Raw genomic sequence first — 3,722 nt, forward strand, 5'->3', positions numbered from 1 at the left:
CCTTTATGTCGTCGTAAACGATGTACTTGGGTTGCACAAGAATACCGAGGCCGGCTAGAGCAGCAGTCCGCAGCACCTGGCCGTCGTTTGACTCCAGGAGGCCGTCTACAGCGACCGTGGACGTTTCGCTTCCGCGTGTGAACTTCAGGTCTTTATAGGTTTTGGACAGGGTGTAGTTGAGAAGCCTGTGTTCCACAAGTTGCTCGGGAACCTGAGGAGCACCCTTTAGTCGGAGGTAGTCGGGCGACGCGGTCAGGATCCGGCGAGTTTCCGCAAGGCGGCGTATTGTAATTGAGGAATCGTTCTCGTATTCGCGGGTGCGGATCGCCAGATCAATGCTGTTGTCTATGATGTCGAGATACCGATTCGCAGTCTCGACATGCACAGATACTTCCGGGTACAGGCGCGTATATTCGGGGATCAAAGGCGCGATGTGCAAAATACTGAAGGAAAGTGATGCGGTAATGCGCAATGTACCGGTCGGGTTGACGCAGCTCGCTCGCGCTGCCGAGTCAGCTTCTTTCGCGTCCTGCAGCATTGCCTTCGTACGTTCTACGTATTCACGTCCGATCTCGGTGAAATATAATCTGCGCGTGCTGCGCTCTACAAGACGCACACCTAGCCGACTTTCCAGGCTGGACAGGTACCGTGTAGCAGCAGGGTTCGACATGCCCAGCGCCTCTGCCGCGCGACTCAAACTCCCCAATTCAGCCGTTTTAGCAAGCAACTCGAGTTCTATCCATCGATCCATGAGTCTCCTCCCATCGCTTTGATCTGGCGGACTTCGTCCCGACAGGTTGTTTCTTTGTCGCTATATAGCTGGGCTGCGATAGATGCAGTCCGCGAGCTACGTCTCGCGGGCCCGCACGTGTCGCTGCCGCAGTGATGACTCGACGTGAAAATTAACGGTTATCAACTCGTTTTAGAAACGGTCGGATATCGATCGTTTTCCAAATAGAAGCCCTGTTGAACGGGTCCTCGTTGATGAAATTTTGTACCTCCTCTATTGAATCAGCCTCGTACAGGAAAAAGCTTCCGATCATAGTTTGGTTATCCAAGGCTGTCAGGGGTCCAGAGACAAGGGTTTTTATCGGCGATGTCGCGAGATAGGCCTTGTGTGCGTCGTAGTTCGACAGCCGCTTGTCGACCATTTCATCGTGGTCAAGACAATAAACGATGTAGTTCATTTGAAGCCTCTCCCAAGTTTGACCAGGTGCCGAGACCTGGCCAGGTGCGCCCGTCATTTGCCAACGTTCACGAGGATCTTCAGATGCATCCCGGACGGATCCAGCAATGCCTCAAAGCCATCGCGAACAACGTTGTCCATCTCGATCTGCGCGGTGGCGACCCTCTCTACAGGGAGGACCCCGCTTTCAATCATTGACGCCACTCTGGGAAAGCTATAGGTCGGAAAGCACCAGGTGGCTTCGACAGTAATATCTTTCAACGCCCACTTCATTGCGTCAACGGTCGCAGGCGAAGAATGCAGGCCGGCCTGTACAACGACCCCCTGGGGACGGACCGCATCCACGCATGTGTTCAGCGAATTCTCAAGTCCAACGCATTCGATAGCAGCGTCAACACCTACGCCCTCCTCGGTTTGATCGCGAATTGCTTCGATCAGATCGGTCTTTGACGGGTCGATCACTATGCAGTCGGGCACGAGTTCAAGGGCCTTTCGCAGCCGGTTCGGGTTGACCTCCGAGACGAAGATCTTCGACGCTCCGGCAGCCTTGGCGCCGAGCAACGCCAAAGCGCCAATTGGCCCCAGACCCGAAATCAGCACTGTTGAACCGGTGGTAACCCGTCCGCGATCAAGCGCGTACAGAGAGACCGCCGCAGGCTCGAGCATTGCGGCCTGTGCATCCGTCAGTTTCTTCGGAACCGGGATTGCGTTATACCCTTTGACCACTGCCTGCTCACCCATGCCGCCCCACTTCCACGACAAGCCGATGCACGCTTGGCACGGGCTAAGGTGGAACAATCCACGGCGTCCGAAATAATCGTCACGCGGCGAGACCAGGGGCTGAACCGAAATTCTGTCTCCGGGCGACACGTGCTTGACACCGCGGCCGACGTCCATCACTTCCGCCGAAAACTCGTGGCCGAGAATCTGCGGAAGCGTGGCGCCGCTATACACGTGAGGCGTTTTCGGAGTTACGATCGGACCGCCGACATATTCATGCAGGTCCGTGCCGCAGATTCCGCAGACAAGCGGACGTACAAGAACGTCGTCGTCAACGAGCGGCTTCTGGGGTGCTGCCACCTCTTCAACGCGAATGTCGCGTTTGCCATAAAATCGTACTGCTTTCATCATCACCTCCGTGTAACGCATTGATTGTCCTGCGCTCATGCATTCCATGTGCGCGGTTGTACGCCATCGAAGGCATCCTGCAATAGTGCTCTGATCTTTTCCCGGTCTATGGGCTGCGGATTCCAGTAGGGGTTAGAAGCCGCTATGTCAGCCGCTCGCTCCAGATCCTCGTGCCGCATTCCGAGTTCCTTCAGCGACAACGGTGCACCAATTCTCTTCGCAAATTCGTGCATGCCGACGGCAGCGTCATTTGCATTGAGTGCTCGGGCAATCCGCTCCATTGCCTGCGGTGCGGCATTCCTGTTGTACGCCAGTGCATGCGGCAAAACGACGGTATGAGTCTGCGCGTGCGGAAGGTCAAAGCTTCCGCCCAAGGTGTGACATAGCTTGTGATGCAGCGCCATGCCCACATTCCCTAAAACAGTCCCACACAGCCAGGAGCCGTAGAGGGCCTTCGAACGGGCTTCAATGCCGCTTGGGTTCGCGACGATACCTGGCAGTGCTTCTGCCATTGCGCGGATGCCCTCCTCGGCCATCAGACTTGTCACTGGATTTCGATCGCGCGCATATAGCCCTTCTGCGGCATGAGCAATGGCGTTCATGCCACTGGTAACCGACAGACCCACCGGTAGCGTTGTGCTTAAGCTCGGATCGTAGATGACGGTTTTGGGCAGCACCCTCACATCGGTACCGGTCCTTTTCAACGCGGCCTCGGTGATCCCGAAGATCGGTGTCATCTCACTGCCGGAGTATGTCGTTGGAATTGCGAGGATCGGAAACTCGGACTCGAGGGCGATCGCCTTTCCAAGCCCGATCGCCGACCCTCCACCCACAACTACCGCGCAATCTGCCTTAAGCTCGCGCGCGGCAGCCAGCGCCTCTCGCGCAAGCTCAACGGGAACATGCATCACCGCTCTGGCAAACAGACCGGCGCAACGTTGCCCAAGACGCTTTGCTATTTCCCTGCCTGTATCGGCCTGTTCGGTACTACAGATGACCAGCGCGCGTTCAGCATTAAGTGCGAGAATTTCTCGTTCGAGATGGTTCAATGAGCCGTCTCCGAAGATCACTCGCGATGTCCGAGCGTGATAAACAAATTCAAGCGAATCCATGGCCTGTCCCGTCAAATTCAAAAACTTCATCTAAGCGCCACTGGTTCCTTGCTGGCGCTTCAATGCGTGTTGTCGGCCTGGTTTAGGACAAAGTCGTATTGAAGCGTATAAAACGCTTCGTCCATGCTCGTTCCATCAGGTGCCACCCCCGACTCGTGCCGGACCCAATCGGCAATCAACGACGACCGCACCCCGAAGACGGCATCCGAGTCGAGATATTGGTCGCCGTTACGAAAAATGTGAGTGACCAGCGTCTCGTGGCCTGGTGCAGTAATCATGAAATGGAGGTGCGCGGG

The 3,722-nt window shown here is 56.1% G+C and carries 4 protein-coding genes and 1 pseudogene; all 5 read right to left on the reverse strand.

What is annotated here, in order from left to right; all coding sequences use genetic code 11:
* Positions 1-751 (reverse strand): LysR family transcriptional regulator (locus WCA53_RS16295; protein ID WP_423912404.1); only part of this gene is annotated, 751 nt, incomplete at its 3' end.
* 151 nt (positions 752-902) lie between these two features.
* Entirely contained in the window at positions 903-1,187 is a 285-nt protein-coding gene (locus WCA53_RS16300) for a YciI family protein (RefSeq protein WP_423912409.1), read from the reverse strand.
* A gap of 53 nt (positions 1,188-1,240) precedes the next feature.
* Positions 1,241-2,335 carry a zinc-binding dehydrogenase gene (locus tag WCA53_RS16305; RefSeq protein ID WP_423912412.1) on the reverse strand — a complete coding sequence of 365 codons (1,095 nt, stop codon included), beginning with the start codon at positions 2,333-2,335 and terminating at the stop codon, positions 1,241-1,243.
* A gap of 14 nt (positions 2,336-2,349) precedes the next feature.
* Positions 2,350-3,426 (reverse strand): maleylacetate reductase, encoded by a 1,077-nt coding sequence (locus WCA53_RS16310; protein WP_423912415.1) that lies wholly within the window; start codon positions 3,424-3,426, stop codon positions 2,350-2,352.
* A gap of 59 nt (positions 3,427-3,485) precedes the next feature.
* Positions 3,486-3,722: pseudogene (locus WCA53_RS16315) on the reverse strand (hydroxyquinol 1,2-dioxygenase); the annotation flags it as partial.

This window comes from Caballeronia sp. (assembly GCF_049581465.1).
GTDB lineage: Bacteria > Pseudomonadota > Gammaproteobacteria > Burkholderiales > Burkholderiaceae > Caballeronia.

Excerpts from the sequence above, each read along its gene's own strand:
- WCA53_RS16300 (WP_423912409.1), bottom strand. The coding sequence starts at position 1,187 with ATGAACTACATCGTTTATTGTCTTGACCACGATGAAATGGTCGACAAG.
- WCA53_RS16310 (WP_423912415.1), bottom strand. The coding sequence starts at position 3,426 with ATGGATTCGCTTGAATTTGTTTATCACGCTCGGACATCGCGAGTGATC.
- WCA53_RS16305 (WP_423912412.1), bottom strand. The coding sequence starts at position 2,335 with ATGCGTTACACGGAGGTGATGATGAAAGCAGTACGATTTTATGGCAAA.